The sequence below is a fragment of the Ruegeria sp. AK11 genome (assembly GCF_056541095.1).
Window position 1 is genome coordinate 297,346 of the sequence record NZ_JBQFXU010000002.1, and the last position, 14,191, is coordinate 311,536.

At 58.9% G+C, this 14,191-nt stretch carries 13 protein-coding genes; 10 read left to right on the forward strand and 3 right to left on the reverse strand.

Annotation, left to right across the window (positions count from 1 at the left end; translation table 11 throughout):
* The first annotated feature begins 58 nt into the window (after positions 1 to 58).
* From ACR0D9_RS08980 to smpB, 4 genes are all read left to right on the forward strand, one after another.
* Complete coding sequence (locus ACR0D9_RS08980; RefSeq protein ID WP_480482714.1) at positions 59 to 1,075, forward strand: P1 family peptidase; 1,017 nt, start codon at positions 59 to 61, stop codon at positions 1,073 to 1,075.
* A gap of 113 nt (positions 1,076 to 1,188) precedes the next feature.
* On the forward strand, positions 1,189 to 1,602 hold the full coding sequence (locus ACR0D9_RS08985; protein ID WP_480482716.1) for a c-type cytochrome: 414 nt from the start codon (positions 1,189 to 1,191) through the stop codon (positions 1,600 to 1,602).
* Positions 1,603 to 1,802: 200 nt separating this feature from the next.
* Positions 1,803 to 2,345, forward strand: a complete 543-nt coding sequence (gene idi, locus ACR0D9_RS08990; RefSeq protein WP_480487859.1) for an isopentenyl-diphosphate Delta-isomerase — start codon at positions 1,803 to 1,805, stop codon at positions 2,343 to 2,345.
* A 58-nt stretch (positions 2,346 to 2,403) separates the two neighbouring features.
* The gene (gene smpB / locus ACR0D9_RS08995) at positions 2,404 to 2,880 is read left to right on the forward strand and encodes an SsrA-binding protein SmpB (RefSeq protein ID WP_209505165.1); all 477 of its coding nucleotides are present in this window, start codon (positions 2,404 to 2,406) and stop codon (positions 2,878 to 2,880) included.
* On the opposite strand, the gene glpK is transcribed toward smpB, so the two are convergent.
* The 3 genes from glpK to panB all read right to left on the reverse strand — a co-directional run bounded on the left by glpK (position 2,877) and on the right by panB (position 6,111).
* Positions 2,877 to 4,355, reverse strand: a complete 1,479-nt coding sequence (gene glpK / locus ACR0D9_RS09000; RefSeq protein WP_480538474.1) for a glycerol kinase GlpK — start codon at positions 4,353 to 4,355, stop codon at positions 2,877 to 2,879. The genes smpB and glpK overlap by 4 nt on opposite strands.
* Before the next feature lie 68 nt (positions 4,356 to 4,423).
* Complete coding sequence (gene panC, locus ACR0D9_RS09005) at positions 4,424 to 5,275, reverse strand: pantoate--beta-alanine ligase (protein WP_480482723.1); 852 nt, start codon at positions 5,273 to 5,275, stop codon at positions 4,424 to 4,426.
* Positions 5,272 to 6,111 (reverse strand): 3-methyl-2-oxobutanoate hydroxymethyltransferase, encoded by an 840-nt coding sequence (gene panB, locus ACR0D9_RS09010; protein ID WP_480487855.1) that lies wholly within the window; start codon positions 6,109 to 6,111, stop codon positions 5,272 to 5,274. Before panB ends, panC begins: the two co-directional genes overlap by 4 nt.
* Positions 6,112 to 6,279: 168 nt before the next feature.
* Between panB and ACR0D9_RS09015 the strand changes: the two genes are divergently transcribed.
* The 6 genes from ACR0D9_RS09015 (at position 6,280) to ACR0D9_RS09040 (ending at position 14,190) form a co-directional block, all read left to right on the forward strand.
* The gene (locus ACR0D9_RS09015; RefSeq protein ID WP_480538476.1) at positions 6,280 to 7,767 is read left to right on the forward strand and encodes an ABC transporter substrate-binding protein; all 1,488 of its coding nucleotides are present in this window, start codon (positions 6,280 to 6,282) and stop codon (positions 7,765 to 7,767) included.
* Between the two features lie 167 nt (positions 7,768 to 7,934).
* On the forward strand, positions 7,935 to 8,894 hold the full coding sequence (locus ACR0D9_RS09020) for a ligand-gated ion channel (protein WP_480482727.1): 960 nt from the start codon (positions 7,935 to 7,937) through the stop codon (positions 8,892 to 8,894).
* A gap of 249 nt (positions 8,895 to 9,143) precedes the next feature.
* Positions 9,144 to 10,394 (forward strand): sarcosine oxidase subunit beta family protein, encoded by a 1,251-nt coding sequence (locus tag ACR0D9_RS09025; RefSeq protein ID WP_480474535.1) that lies wholly within the window; start codon positions 9,144 to 9,146, stop codon positions 10,392 to 10,394.
* A gap of 13 nt (positions 10,395 to 10,407) precedes the next feature.
* Positions 10,408 to 10,695 carry a sarcosine oxidase subunit delta gene (locus ACR0D9_RS09030; protein WP_480538478.1) on the forward strand — a complete coding sequence of 96 codons (288 nt, stop codon included), beginning with the start codon at positions 10,408 to 10,410 and terminating at the stop codon, positions 10,693 to 10,695.
* Entirely contained in the window at positions 10,692 to 13,637 is a 2,946-nt protein-coding gene (locus ACR0D9_RS09035; protein WP_480538480.1) for a sarcosine oxidase subunit alpha family protein, read from the forward strand. The genes ACR0D9_RS09030 and ACR0D9_RS09035 overlap by 4 nt, the downstream gene beginning before the upstream one ends.
* Positions 13,630 to 14,190, forward strand: a complete 561-nt coding sequence (locus tag ACR0D9_RS09040; protein WP_480538482.1) for a sarcosine oxidase subunit gamma — start codon at positions 13,630 to 13,632, stop codon at positions 14,188 to 14,190. Before ACR0D9_RS09035 ends, ACR0D9_RS09040 begins: the two co-directional genes overlap by 8 nt.
* Position 14,191: the final 1 nt, after the last annotated feature.

Sequence of the window (14,191 nt, forward strand, 5' to 3'; positions counted from 1 at the left end):
ATCCCCGCCGGAGGCAGCGCGCGCCCGCGCGCTTCCCCGCACCAATCCCGAGTTCAAGATGATCCCTGGACCAAGAAACCTGATTACCGATGTCCCCGGCCTGAAGGTTGGAAACGCACAGGACGACGCTCTGAAGTCCGGGACCACGGTTCTCACGGCAGATAAACCGTTTGTAGCGTCGGTCCATGTGATGGGCGGGGCACCGGGTACGCGCGAAACCGATCTGCTTGCGCCTGATAAAACCGTCACAGGGGTGGACGCGCTGGTTCTGTCCGGCGGATCGGCATTTGGACTGGACGCCTGCTCGGGTGTTTCAGATGCGATGCGGGCCGAAGGGCGCGGATTTCCCGTCGGGTCCGCGAAGGTTCCGATCATTCCCGGCGCGATCCTGTTTGATCTGCTCAATGGCGGTGCAAAGGATTGGGCGGAAAACCCCTATCGTGCGCTGGGGCGAGCCGCTTATCTGGCCGCTTCAAAAGATTTTGATTTGGGGTCCGTCGGGGCGGGCACCGGGGCGTTGGCCGCAATGCAGAAGGGCGGGCTTGGCTCTGCTTCGTCCATTCTGCCTGATGGGGTCACGGTCGGGGCCCTCGTTGCGACGAACCCGCTGGGCAGTGTCACAACACCGGGTGACCGGCACTTTTGGGCGGCACCCTTTGAACAAGGTGCAGAATTTGGCGGGCTGGGCCCCGATATGTCGCCGGATCAAAGCCGGATCCGCCCCAGCCGCAAAGCGATGGCCATGAGTCCAGCGCAACCCGAACAGACAAACACGACCATCGCCATCGTTGCCACGGATGCCGCATTGACCAAACCACAATGCCAAAGATTGGCCGTTGCCGCCCACGACGGAATTGCCCGGGCGATCCTTCCCGCACACACACCCGGCGACGGTGATCTGGTTTTTGGCATCAGTACCGGCGCCCGCCCCATCGCATCCGAGGCCGATCTCGCTCTGATCGGGCACGCGGCTTCGCTGTGCCTGTCCCGCGCCATCGCGCGGGCGGTTTATCTGGCGACCCCGGCGGAAGGAGACCTGTTGCCCTGCTGGACCGCTGTACATGACTTAAGTTAAGGACACACCATGTGTCGCAGTGGCACTGTAGATGCGCGCGGCAATCCGCGCGTTGACACTTTTATGCGCCGGGGGTCCATTCGGTGCAGCCAATTTGTATCGGAGCACAAGCTATGAATCGTATCCTCACTATCGCAATCGCTGGCCTGCTGGCGCTGCCCGCCCATGCCGAAGGCGATGCCGAAGCCGGTGAGAAAGCTTTCAACAAATGCAAGTCCTGCCACATGATCGCTGACCCGGCCGGAGAAGTCATTGTCAAAGGCGGAAAAACCGGTCCCAACCTCTTTGGTGTCGCCGGCCGCACTGCCGGAACCTACGAAGACTTCAAATATGGCGACAGCATCGTCGCAGCCGGTGAGAAGGGTTTGGTCTGGGATGAGGCCTCCTTTGCGGAATACACGCAGGACCCTAAGGGCTTCCTGAAATCGTATCTGGACGACACCGCTGCCAAGTCGAAAATGACCTTCAAACTGAAAAGCGGCGGTGAAGACGTCTACGCCTATATCGTCAGTGTATCAGGCGAATAAACGCTAGCATTGTGCACCCATGCACAAGGACCAAAGGCCGCAGCCCCTGCGGCCTTTGGTGCGATTGATACCAGTGTAGAACAGCGCCACTTTGGTATCTGACGGCAAACCGCAGAGTGTGCCGCAACGCCAAGCCGACCCGGCAACAGCTAAACCCAACATCAGCGCCCGTCAGGCGGATTGGCAACAGGAGAGGACAGATGGGCATTATGATCCCGGCTTGGGTCAATGGTGAATTGACCCCGGTAGACAAACTTGAAGCTCACGAAAAGGGCCTCAAGCACAAGGCCGTGTCGGTGTTTGTCGTTAGGGGCACCGAGATTTTGTTGCAGCGTCGGGCGCTGGGCAAGTACCACACGCCCGGCCTGTGGGCGAACACTTGCTGCACACACCCCGACTGGGACGAAAGCTCGTCAACCTGCGCCGTGCGCCGTTTGAACGAAGAACTGGGGATCACAGGTCTTTATCCTGAATACCGTCACCGTTTGGAATACCACGCCGATGTTGGGAACTGCATGGTGGAAAACGAAGTGGTCGACGTTTTTCTGGCCCATGTGCGCGGACCGCTGAAAATCGCGCCTGATCCGGACGAAGTCATGGATATCCGCTGGATCGACTACCATGACCTGTTGGCCGAAGTGGCCCGCCACCCGGATCGGTTTACACCGTGGCTCAAGATCTACCTGCACAACCATGCGGACACGATTTTCGGCCCGGACCTGATCATTTCAGCTAAATCCTGAGGCACACCGAAAATCCCTGCCTTGCAAGGGCGGCCCAAGCCGCCTAAATCAACGCGTCATGGCCAAGCAGAAGACAGACCCGAATTACAAGGTAATCGCCGAAAACCGGCGCGCCCGCTTCGATTACGCAATCGAAGAGGACATTGAATGTGGCATCATCCTGCAGGGGTCCGAGGTCAAATCCCTGCGCGCGGGCGGCTCGAACATCGCCGAAAGCTATGCCACGGTCGATGACGGAGAACTGTGGCTGGTCAACAGCTATATCGCGCCGTATGAGCAGGCCAAGATGTTCAAGCATGAAGAACGTCGCCGCCGGAAACTGCTGGTGTCCCGCAAGCAGATGTCGAACCTGTGGAACGCGACGCAGCGCAAGGGCATGACGCTGGTGCCGCTGGTTCTGTATTTCAACCACAGAGGACTGGCCAAGATCAAAATCGGCATCGCCAAGGGTAAGAAAACCCACGACAAGCGCGAAACCCAGGCCAAGCGCGACTGGTCACGGCAAAAGCAGCGCTTGTTGAAAGATCACAGCTAGAACGCCATCGCCGCCTGAACCGCCCGTTGCCAGCGATCATAGGCCGCGTCGCGTTCGGCTTGCTCTTGCGTTGGCTCGAACCGGCGGTCCAGCGCCCATGTTTCGGCAAAACCGGCCTGATCCGGGTAAATCCCGGCTTTCATACCTGCCACCCATGCGGCGCCTAGGGCGGTCGTTTCCTGCATAACCGGGCGATCCACCGGGGCACCCAGACAATCTGAAAGACCCTGCATGGTCCAGTCAGATGCACTCATCCCGCCGTCGACGCGCAAGATGACATCCGCCTCGGCCCCCCAGTCGCCCTGCATGGCGTGCCACAGGTCGCGGGTCTGAAAGGCGATGCTTTCCAGCGTGGCGCGGGCAATCTCGGCCCGGCCGGAATTGCGTGTCAGCCCGAACATCGCACCGCGGCAATCCGGCTTCCAGTAAGGAGCCCCAAGGCCCGTGAACGCCGGCACCAGAATCACATGCTGGTTCGGGTCGGCCTGCGCCGCCAGATCGCCGCTTTGCGGGGCCGAATCGATGATCTGCAACGCATCGCGCAGCCATTGCACGGCGGCCCCGGCGATAAAGATCGACCCTTCCAGCGCATAGGTGCGCTGACCGTCCAATTGGTAAGCGATTGTTGTCAGCAGGCGGTTTTTCGATTCAACCGGCTGCGCGCCCGTGTTCAGCAGCGCGAAACAGCCCGTGCCATAGGTGGATTTCATCATACCGGGCTGGAAACAGGCCTGACCGATGGTGGCTGCCTGCTGATCGCCTGCCACACCCAGAATGGGGATATTCCCACCAAGCAAGGTGGTTGCGCCGAAATCCGAGGCGCAATCCTGCACGGTCGGCAACATTTGAACGGGTACATCCAGCAATTCGCAAATCTCAGCGCTCCAGGCGCCTTTGTGAATGTCGAACAGCAGGGTGCGGGCGGCGTTGGTGGCGTCAGTGGCATGGACACGACCTTCGGTCAGACGCCAGATCAGGAAACTGTCGATGGTGCCGAACAGCAACTCTCCGGCCTCAGCCCGCGCGCGTGCGCCTGAAACGGTGTCCAGCAGCCATTTGACCTTGGTGCCCGAGAAATAAGGGTCCAGCAGCAGGCCGGTCTGGGCGGTGACGTCATCTTCACACCCGGCTTGCTTGTATCGGGCGCAGATTTCGGCGGTGCGGCGGTCCTGCCAGACAATCGCGTTATGGATGGCCTTGCCGGTCTGCTTGTCCCAGACCACGGTGGTTTCACGCTGGTTGGTGATACCAATACCCGTGATCTGGTCAGCCGAAACACCGGCGCTTTCCATCACCTCGCGACACACATGCATGACGCTGGACCAGATATCCTCGGGGTCGTGTTCAACCCAACCTTCTTGCGGGAAATGCTGGGGGAACTCCTGCTGAGCGGTGCCAACACGGTTCATCTGCCCGTCGAACAGGATCGCGCGCGAGGACGTGGTGCCCTGATCAATTGCCAGAATAAAGGTCATGTCCGCTCTCCCCGGTGTCATTTTGCGCGACTTTAGCGCAAACAACGGCGCCGGGGCCAGAGCAGAAATCAGACCGGATCGACGGGAATATTGTCGATCAGGCGGACGCCATCGGCCCAGGCCGTAACGAACAAGCGCGCGGGTTTGCTGGCATTGGGCAGGCTTTCCAGCGTCTCGGCGCAGCGCAGATCGATATATTCCACTTCGGTAAAACCAGCGTCCAGCAATGCGGCTTTTGCGTCTTGCGCCAGCGCCGCGAAATCCTTGCCAGCGGCAAGCTTATCTGCCACCCGCCGCATGATCTCGTTCATGCGGGACGCGACCTTTACACCCTCAGGCGACAAAAGCAGATTGCGCGACGACATTGCCAGCCCAGAAGGCTCGCGCACGGTTGGGCAGCCGACAACCTCGATGGGAATGTCCAGATCGCGGGCCATGCGGCGCACCACCAGCAGTTGCTGATAGTCTTTTTCCCCGAAGTAGGCTCGGTCCGCCTGCGTTTGCAGGAACAGTTTGGCCACTACAGTGGCCACGCCTTCGAAATGGCCGGGGCGAAACGGGCCTTCCATCATGTCGGTCAAACCGGTCACGGATACCGTGGTGGAAAAGCCGTCGGGATAGATTTCCTGAGGGTCCGGCACATAGATCGCATCCACGCCATAAGGGGCCAGCTTTTGGGCGTCTTCATGTTCCGTGCGGGGATAGTTCGCCAGGTCTTCGGGGTTGTTGAACTGCTTGGGGTTCACAAAGATCGTCACGATCACCCGGTCACAGTTCTCCTTGGCGGCCTGCGCCAGCGACAAATGCCCTTCGTGCAATGCGCCCATGGTCGGAACAACGCCGATAACGTCACCTGCGCGGTGCCATTCTGTCGTCTTGGTCCGCAGTTCCGCCAGCGAGCGCAGGATCGGCGCGGTCACGTCTTTGGTCCTTTCGCCGGAGCCTGATCAGCAAAGACATGTTCGTCCGCCGGAAATGTTCGCGCACGCACTTCGGCCGCGTAATCTGCGATGGCGGCTTCGGCCAACGGGCCAAGCTCGGCATAGCGTTTGACGAATTTGGGTTTGAAGGCGGTGAAAAAGCCAACCATGTCATCGACGACCAGAATCTGCCCGTCACAACCGGCGGACGCTCCGATTCCGATGGTGGGGATGGCAACCTGTTCGGTGATCCTGTCGGCCAGACCTTGCGGCACTTTCTCAAGCACCACGGAAAACGCGCCGGCCTCGGCCACGGCGCGGGCATCTGCCATGACGGTTTCGGCCTGTTCGTCGCGCCCCTGCACCTTGTAGCCGCCCAGCGTGTTGATCGATTGCGGGGTCAGACCGATATGCGCCATCACCGGGATGCCGCGCTTGACCAGAAAGCGGATGGTTTCGGCCATCTCGGCACCGCCTTCCAGCTTGACTGCCCCCGCACCGGTTTCCGCCATCAGCCGCGCCGCGTTGCGAAACGCTTGTGCCGGGCTTTCCTCATAGCTGCCAAACGGCATGTCGATGACCATCATCGCCGTGCTCAACCCGCGTGCGACGGCCTGACCGTGCAGGATCATCATCTCCATCGTGACACCAAGGGTGGATTCCAGCCCGTGCAAAACCATCCCGACGCTGTCCCCCACAAGAACAAAGTCACAATGCGTGTCCATCAGGCGCGCCATAGGCGTTGTGTATGCGGTCAGCGAGACCAGAGGCACGCCGCCTTTTCGGGCGCGAATATCTTCGGCGTTCGGGGCCTTTTTGCGGGCGGTGGCGCTCATGGTTGGCTCCTGCAGGGCTTATGTTGCAGTGCGGCATAGCAGATCGGCCGGGGCCAAAGAAACCCCGGTTGCGCGAACATTCCCTTGATTGACCTCAGGTTTAAAGGAACACTGCCGATAAAACGGCCCGGAAAACATGGGCGCAGATTTTCAGTTGGGAGAGTTCACATGACAAAACACGTGCTTCGAACATTCGTGTCGACCGTGGCGATTGGCGCCAGCCTGTTGGCGACGCAGGTTTTGGCCAAATCCGACATCACCATCGCCATGCAGTTGGAACCCCCGCATCTGGATCCGACCAGCGCCGCAGCTCAGGCCATCGATTCGGTTGTCTACACCAACATCTTCGAAGGTCTGACCCGTTTCATGGGCGACGGCTCGGTCGTGCCCGGCCTTGCGGAAAGCTGGGAGATTTCCGAAGACGGCAAAACTTATACCTTCAAACTGCGCGACGGCGTGACCTTCCATGACGGCACGACTATGGATGCCGAGGATGTCAAATTCAGCCTTGACCGGGCCACGGCCGAGGACAGCGCCAACGCGCAGAAAGCTCTGTTTGCAGGGATCGAAAGCGTCGAGGCCGTGGATCCACTGACGGTCAGGATCACCCTGGCCGATCCGAACGGCAACTTCCTGTTCAACCTTGCCTGGGGTGACGCGGTGATCGTCGCGCCCGAAAGCATCGAGAACATCAAGACAAACCCGGTTGGTACAGGTGCATTTACCTTTGGCGACTGGGTTCAGGGCGACAGCATAACACTGAACCGCAACCCCAATTATTGGGGCGATCAACCCGCTTTAGAGACTGCGACGTTCAAATTCATCTCAGACCCGACCGCCGCTTTCGCGGCCATGATGGCCGAAGACGTGGACGTGTTCGACAACTTCCCGGCACCGGAAAACCTGCCCCAGTTCGAGGCTGACCCGCGGTTTCAGGTTCTGGTTGGATCGACCGAGGGGGAAACGATCCTGTCCACCAACAACAAACAGCCGCCATTCGATGATATTCGGGTCCGGCAGGCGTTGGCCCATGCGATTGACCGGCAGGCCATCATCGACGGCGCCATGTTCGGGTACGGCACCCCTATCGGCACGCATTTTGCGCCACACAACCCCGCTTATGTCGATCTGACGGGCCAGTCCGCGTATGATCCCGAAAAGGCCAGGGCTTTGCTGGCAGAGGCGGGATTTGAAAACGGGTTCGAGACAACTCTGCACTTGCCACCGCCATCTTATGCGCGCCGGGGCGGTGAAATCATCGCCGCACAGCTGGCCGAGGTCGGCATCACGGCCGAGATCATCAACGTCGAATGGGCCCAGTGGCTGGAATCGGTGTTCAAGGGCAAGGAATTTGGTCTGACCATCGTCAGCCATACCGAACCGATGGATATCGGCATCTATGCGCGGCCCGACTATTACTTCCAGTATGACAGCATCGACTTTCAGACGCTGATGGAGACGCTGAACACCACCACCGACCCCGAGGAACGGACCCGTCTTCTGGGTGAGGCACAGCGCCTCATCTCGAACGATTATGTCAATGGGTACCTGTTCCAGCTGGCCAAGCTGGGCGTCGCCAAGGCCGGTGTTCAGGGCCTGTGGGAGAACGCACCGACTGCGGCAATCGACCTGACCGCCATTTCCTGGTCTGAATGACATCAGTTTGCTGGGCCTGCTTATTGGGCCCAGTTTCACCATTGCGAAATGCGTTTCTGACGATCATGAAAAGCTTGTTTGCAGGTTTCGTTCTTTTGCTTTTCGCGTCTGTCCTTCCAGGCGCTGTTTTTGCGCAGGGCTTGTTCCAAGGGCAGCAGGATACGCTGGTGGGAACCCCGGACAACCCGCTGAAAGTCGGGGTTGGTATCAAGATCGACCAGATTACCGGTGTCGATCAGCAATCCGAAAACTATGGTGCCGTGGTTGTACTGCGGTTCGAATGGACAGACCCGGAGCTGGCGTTTGATGCGGAAAGCCTTGGTCGTGATTTTCGGGTTTTTGAACCGCCCGCTTTCGTGAAATACGCCGCTGAGCTGGATGTGGTAACCCCGGCTTTTGTTATCCATAACCAACAGTCCAATCGATGGATTCATGAATCCGCAGTTGCCGTGCGTCATGATGGTCATGTGACTTTTGTCGAAAAATCCTCGCTGACCTTGCAGGCTCCGCATTTCAACTTTCGCAAATACCCGTTCGATACGCAGGAATTTCACTTCGAGGTCGTATCGGTGTTTCCTTCGCAATTCGTTCACTATCACTCGCTTGATGAATACTCCGGCCTGGGTGATATGCTGGGCGAAGAGGAATGGATACTTGGCAATGCCAGGGCTCTGACGTCAACGACGACCGGTTTGTCAGGAAACGAAAGCGACCGGGTCGAACTTGTCTTCGAAGGCACCCGGCACCTGACATATTACACCATCCGCATATTCCTGCCGATGCTGGTGCTGATCACGGTAGGATGGGCGCTTTTCTTTCTGGATGAATACCGAAAACGGATCGAGATCGCAGGCGGCAACCTGTTAGTCTTTGTGGCCTTCAACTGGGCCATTTCCGCTGACTTGCCCAAGCTTGGCTATCTGACGTTTCTGGACTTCATTCTGCAATGCATGTTCCTGATGACAGGAACGATTATCGTCTTCAGCGTGATGTTGCGTAAATTGAAAGTTTCCGGTCGGGAAGAGACGGCCAGAAAGCTCGACAATTACGCGATCAAATGGATTTACCCGTTGGGATATGCCGCCATCATCGGCTATGCCGTCGTTGTCTTTCTGATGACGTCTTAGGCGCTGAACCCCACAACTATGTGGTTCTGAAATCGCGTGTATAGCTTTGGCTACCGGCTGTTCTGACCCTTGTCGGCGCAGCAGGACGGCGTGGCGGACACCGCGCGCTGAAAGCAACAGTAACAAAAAATCGCAAGATTAAGCATGCACCGCTGATTGTCGTGGTGTCTGATTCAACACAACAGATGTCGGATTCTAGAGTATCCAAATTCGGTTTTTTCGCGGATTCTGAAAAAAAAGGTCCGATTCATGCGATACTCTGGTTTCAAAGTCATCAAAGAGGCTCTTACCGGGCACAAAGGGTGGACACCGGCCTGGCGCGAGCCGGAGCCCAAGCCACATTACGACATTGTGATCATCGGCGGTGGCGGTCATGGCCTTTCAACGGCGCATTACCTGTCAAAGGTATTTGGCCTCCGCAATGTGGCGGTGATTGAAAAAGGCTGGATCGGTGGCGGCAATGTCGGGCGCAATACAACCATTATCCGCTCGAATTATTTGCTGGACGGCAACGAACCTTTCTACGAGTTCTCGCTGAAACTGTGGGAAGGTCTTGAGCAGGACGTAAACTATAACGCGATGGTCAGCCAGCGCGGGATCATCAACCTGATCCACACAGACGCCCAGCGCGACGCCTTTACGCGACGTGGCAACGCCATGATCCTGAACGGCGCGGATGCCGAGCTGCTGGATGCCGAACAGGTGCGCAAGGAATACCCGTTCCTGAACTTCAACGATGCCCGGTTCCCGATCAAGGGCGGGCTGGCCCAGCGGCGTGGTGGCACGGTTCGGCACGACGCGGTGGCCTGGGGATATGCCCGTTCAGCAGACAGCCACGGTGTCGATATCATCCAAAACTGCGAAGTGACCGGTTTCCGGATAGAAAACGGAAAATGTCTGGGGGTTGAGACGTCGAAAGGGTTCATTGGCGCAGGCAAGGTTGGCTGTGCCGTGGCCGGAAATTCGGGGCGTGTCATGGGCATGGCGGGTATGCGGTTGCCAATCGAAAGCCATGTCCTGCAAGCCTTCGTGTCAGAAGGTCTGAAGCCGGTTCTGCCCGGGGTGATCACTTTTGGCGCGGGGCATTTCTATGTCAGCCAGTCCGACAAGGGCGGGCTGGTCTTTGGTGGCGATATCGACGGGTACAATTCGTACGCACAACGCGGCAACCTGCCCGTGGTCGAAGATGTCTGCGAGGGCGGCATGGCCCTGATGCCGATGATCGGTCGCGCGCGCCTGCTGCGGATGTGGGGCGGGATCATGGATATGTCCATGGATGGATCGCCCATCATCGACCGGACCGGCATCGATGGCCTCTATTTCAACGGCGGCTGGTGTTACGGCGGGTTCAAGGCAACTCCGGCGTCGGGGTATTGTTTTGCGCATCTGCTGGCAAAGGATGAACCGCACCCGACAGCCACCGCCTACCGGTTCGACCGGTTCCGCACTGGCCGCATGATCGACGAAAAAGGTATGGGCAACCAGCCCAACCTGCACTGAGGGGAGCAGCACCATGATCATCCATCATCCCTTGCTGGGCCCGCGTGACAGTTCCGAATTCGTCTATCTGGGAGACGCTTCGCTGATCAACAGGCCCGGTTGGCAGGCCGAAGATGCCGCCGAAGCGTTTTTTGACTACGCCTATTTGCGCGGCAATCCAGCTGGCGAACACCGCGAGTTGTGGTTCCACGAGGGGGGCGACCGATCCTGGCTGGTCGTGACCCGCAATACCGCGACACATGAGATTTCCAAAGTGGAACTGGCCCGTGACGTGGCCCGGGCACAGGGGCGCTCCAAATGACTCAAGACAACAGGCTGAGCGGCGGTCAGATCGACCGCACCAAAACCCTGAACTTCAAATTCGACAACCGCAGTTACACTGCGCATCCGGGCGATACGCTGGCCTCGGCCCTTCTGGCCAATGGCGTGCGCCTGATGGGCCGGTCGTTCAAATACCATCGCCCGCGTGGCGTGCTGACTGCCGGTTCGGAAGAACCCAACGCCCTTGTCGAGCTGCGCACCGGCAACCGTCAGGAACCCAACACCCGTGCCACGACCGTTGAGATGTTCGAGGGGCTTGAAGCCCATTCCCAAAACCGCTGGCCCAGCCTGAAATTCGATGCTCTGGCGATCAACGACAGATTCTCGACCTTTCTGACGGCGGGGTTCTACTACAAAACCTTCATGTGGCCTGCTGCGTTCTGGGAAAAGCTGTATGAGCCGATGATCCGCCGCGCTGCGGGACTTGGGTCGTTGTCGATGCAGGAAGACCCCGATGAGTATGACAAAGGGTTCCGGCATTGCGATCTGCTGATAATCGGCGCGGGTCCAGCCGGATTGATGGCGGCACTGACTGCGGGCCGGGCCGGTTCCGAGGTCATTCTTGCGGATGAGGATTTCGCACTTGGTGGGCGGCTCAACAGTGAAACCTTTTCGCTGAACGACGGTGATGCGACCGAATGGGTTAAGCAGAGTGTCGCTGAACTGTCAGCAATGCCCAACGTCCGCCTGATGCCGCGCACGACCGTGATCGGTGCCTTTGATCACGGCATCTATGGTGCAGTTGAGCGGACGGGCGATCATCTTGCTTCTCTGCCTTCCGGTAAACCGCGCCAGATACTCTGGCGCATCTACGCCAAACGCGCCCTGTTATGCGCTGGCGCGACCGAGCGGCCCATCGCGTTTGAAAACAACGACAGACCCGGCATCATGCTGGCAAGTGCGTTGCGCACCTATGCCAATCGGTTTGCAACCACGGCGGCGCAACGTGTCGCCATCTTTACGAACAACGATGACGGCCACCGCACCGCTGCAGACCTGCACGCAAAAGGTGTCAGGATTGCTGCTGTCGTCGACGTCCGTGACGACGCCCCGACCAGCCATGACTATGAAGTTCTGCGCGGCGCGCAGGTCAGGGACACCAAAGGCCGACTGGGGCTGACCTTTGTCGAGGTTGAGCTGGCAGACGGGTCGTCGCGCACGCTGGACTGCGGGGCGCTTGGCGTTTCGGGTGGCTGGAACCCCAACGTGCATCTGACCTGCCACCAACGGGGGCGTCCCGCTTGGAACGAAGATCTGGCGGCCTTTGTGCCTGGCACGGACTTGCCGCCTGGGCTGTCCGTCGCAGGGGCGGCGAATGGTGTGATGTCCACCCATGGCGCCCTGCAATCCGGGGCAGAAGGTGCGGCGCAGGCGCTGGGCCTGAAAGGCCCGCTGCCCGATCTGCCTAAGGCCGAGGATACCCCGATCTCGCAGACACCGTTCTGGTATGTTCAGGGTTGCAGCCGCGCGTGGCTGGATCAGCAGAACGACGTGACCGTCAAGGATGTGAAGCTCAGCCATCAGGAAGGGTTCCGTTCGGTCGAGCACTTGAAACGCTATACCACCTTGGGCATGGCCACCGATCAGGGCAAGACCTCGAACATGGGCGGGCTTGCGATCATGGCCGAACTTGCAGGTAAGTCCATTCCGGAAACCGGCACAACGATCTTCCGCCCGCCCTATACGCCCGTTCCGATTGCAACCTTTGCTGGCCGGATGAAAGGCAAAGAGTTTCATCCAACTCGCCTGACCCCGTCACATTACTGGGCCAAGGAACGCGGCGCGGTGTTTGTCGAGGTCGGCAATTGGCTGCGCGCACAGTGGTTCCCGCTGCCCGGTGAAACCCATTGGCGCGAGTCCGTTGACCGTGAGGTGCGCCAGACCCGTGCCTCGGTCGGGGTGTGCGACTGCACCACGCTTGGAAAGATTGATGTTCAGGGTGCGGATGCGGCGGATTTCCTGAACAGGGTCTATTGCAACGGATTTGCTAAACTGGCCGTCGGAAAAACCCGCTATGGGCTGATGTTGCGCGAAGACGGAATTGCGATGGATGACGGTACCGCCGCGCGTCTGGCCGAGGATCATTTCGTGGTCACCACCACAACTGCGAATGCGGTCAAGGTCTACCAGCATATGGAATTTGTCCGGCAATGCCTGTTCCCGGACATGGATGTACAGCTGATCTCGACCACCGAAGCCTGGGCACAATACGCGGTAGCCGGGCCCAATTCGCGCAAACTTCTGCAAAAGATCGTGGATCCCGAGTTCGACCTCTCGAACGAAGGCTTCCCGTTCATGGCTTGCGGCAACATCACCGTATGCGGCGGGTTGCGCGCGCGGTTGTTCCGTATTTCCTTCTCGGGCGAATTGGCCTTTGAAATCGCGGTGCCATCGCGATACGGCGACGCGCTGATGCGGCGTTTGATGCAGAAAGGTGAAGAGTTCGATGTCGTACCCTACGGCACCGAAGCGCTGGGCGTCATGCGGATCGAAAAGGGTCACGCCGCAGGCAACGAGTTGAACGGAACCACCACCGCCCTGAACCTTGGAATGGGTCGGATGGTATCCAAGAAAAAAGACAGCATCGGCTCAATCCTGTCCGAGCGTGAAGGGCTGAACGAACCCGATGCTTTGATGATGGTTGGAATCAAGCCTGTGAACGCTGGCGACAAGGTAACCGCCGGAGGGCATCTGATGAATGCCACGGGTCCGGTGGATGCTGCCCATGATCAGGGCTATGTCACATCGGCGGCATTTTCGCCGTCGCTGGACAGCCATATCGGCCTTGGCTTCTTGAAAAACGGCGGCACACGTCAGGGTGAAAAGATGCGCCTTGTGTCGCCAGTGACCGATCTGACGGTCGAGGTTGAAATCGTCTCGGCCCATTTCGTCGACCCTGAGGGAGAACGGCTCCGTGCATGATCTTGTAGCAATAACCGCGCTGGGTGAAACCGAACCCAAGATCGACAGGGTCGGAAGCGTGACCTGTACCGAAACCCCGGGTGTGGCGCTGGCCTCGGTCGCCGCTCGGCAGGGTCGGGAAGACAAGACCCGGAATGCCGTATCCCAAGTGATCGGAGCGGAAACGCCTGCCGTCGGGCAATTTACCGGCGGGCCGATCGTTGCCTTCTGGACCGGGCCTGATCAATGGATGATCGAAACGCCCTTTGAGACACATGAAGATCTGGCGCATCTGGTGAAAGAACGCACTGGGGACAACGCATCGGTTTCCGAACAGACAGACGCATGGGTCAGGTTTGATCTGGACGGAGAAGGCGTGTTGGCAGTGCTGGAATTGCTAAGCAATCTGGATTGCCGAAAGATGGCGGTTGGAGCCGCATCCCGCACGTCTATCCATCACCTGGGGTGTTTCGTCCTGTGCCGTGCTTCTGGTTCGTTCAGTATTTACGGGCCAAGATCGTCTGCCGGGTCACTGCATCATGCGATTGTGGCCGCAATGAAATCGGCGCTTTGAG

Excerpts from the sequence above, each read along its gene's own strand:
- idi (WP_480487859.1), top strand. The coding sequence starts at position 1,803 with ATGGGCATTATGATCCCGGCTTGGGTCAATGGTGAATTGACCCCGGTA.
- smpB (WP_209505165.1), top strand. The coding sequence starts at position 2,404 with ATGGCCAAGCAGAAGACAGACCCGAATTACAAGGTAATCGCCGAAAAC.
- ACR0D9_RS08985 (WP_480482716.1), top strand. The coding sequence starts at position 1,189 with ATGAATCGTATCCTCACTATCGCAATCGCTGGCCTGCTGGCGCTGCCC.
- ACR0D9_RS09015 (WP_480538476.1), top strand. The coding sequence starts at position 6,280 with ATGACAAAACACGTGCTTCGAACATTCGTGTCGACCGTGGCGATTGGC.
- panB (WP_480487855.1), bottom strand. The coding sequence starts at position 6,111 with ATGAGCGCCACCGCCCGCAAAAAGGCCCCGAACGCCGAAGATATTCGC.
- glpK (WP_480538474.1), bottom strand. The coding sequence starts at position 4,355 with ATGACCTTTATTCTGGCAATTGATCAGGGCACCACGTCCTCGCGCGCG.
- ACR0D9_RS09030 (WP_480538478.1), top strand. The coding sequence starts at position 10,408 with ATGATCATCCATCATCCCTTGCTGGGCCCGCGTGACAGTTCCGAATTC.
- ACR0D9_RS08980 (WP_480482714.1), top strand. The coding sequence starts at position 59 with ATGATCCCTGGACCAAGAAACCTGATTACCGATGTCCCCGGCCTGAAG.
- ACR0D9_RS09025 (WP_480474535.1), top strand. The coding sequence starts at position 9,144 with ATGCGATACTCTGGTTTCAAAGTCATCAAAGAGGCTCTTACCGGGCAC.
- ACR0D9_RS09035 (WP_480538480.1), top strand. The coding sequence starts at position 10,692 with ATGACTCAAGACAACAGGCTGAGCGGCGGTCAGATCGACCGCACCAAA.